We start from the raw sequence: 969 nt of genomic DNA on the forward strand, positions 1-969 counted from the left end.
CGGCGATGGTGCCATCGACATCCGTCGCTGCCGGTACCTGACCGGTCAGCAGCGTGTTCTCTTCTGTCGTGGCCGCAGCCGCCTGAGCCACCGGCTCATCGTTGGTGCCGGTGACGGTGATGGTGACAGTCTTGGGTTCACTCACGCCGCCATCGTTATCGGTGGCGGTGTAGCTGAAGGTGACGTCGCGACTTTCGCCCGCGGCCAGACTGTCGAAGTCGGCACCCGGCGTGAAGCTGTAGCTGCCGTCGGCGTTGAAGCTGAGACTGCCGTTGCCCTGACCCACGCCGGTGTCGAGTGCGTAGCTGGCGATGGTGCCATCGACGTCACTTGCTGCTGGAACTTGCCCGCTGAGAACACTGTTCTCTTCCGTCGTGGCCGTGCCTGCCTGAGCGACCGGGGCGTCGTTGGTACCGGTGACGGTAATGGTGACCGTCTTCGGTGCACTGACGCCGCCATCGTTGTCGGTGGCGGTGTAGCTGAAGGTCACGTCGCGGCTCTCGCCCGCGGCCAGACTGTCGAAGTCGGCACCCGGCGTGAAGGTGTAGGAACCGTCGGCGTTGAAGTTCAGCGTTCCGTTGCCGGTACCGACATCCGTCGCCAGGTCGTAACCGGCTATCGTGCCATCGACGTCACTCGCCGCCGGCACCTGCCCACTGAGAACGCTGTTCTCGCCGGTGGTCCGGGTATCGGCGACGGCCACCGGCGCATCGTTGGTGCCGGTCACGGTGATCGTCACCGTCTTGGGCTCGCTAACGCCGCCGTCGTTATCGGTGGCGGTGTAGCTGAAGGTCACGTCACGGCTCTCACCGGCAGCCAGACTGTCGAAGTCGGTGCCGGGCGTGAAGCTGTAGGAGCCGTCGGCGTTGAACGTCAGGCTGCCGTTGCCGGCACCGACATCCGTCGACAGGTCGTAACCCACGATCGTACCGTCAACATCGGTCGCTGCCGGCACTTGACCACTGAGAA

General features: G+C 64.7%; 1 protein-coding gene. It reads right to left on the bottom strand.

The window, feature by feature from the left end:
• Positions 1-969 (bottom strand): Ig-like domain-containing protein (locus tag BTW08_RS18560; RefSeq protein ID WP_139313731.1); only part of this gene is annotated, 969 nt, incomplete at both ends.

Source organism: Salinicola sp. MH3R3-1, assembly GCF_001937155.1.
GTDB lineage: Bacteria > Pseudomonadota > Gammaproteobacteria > Pseudomonadales > Halomonadaceae > Salinicola > Salinicola halophyticus.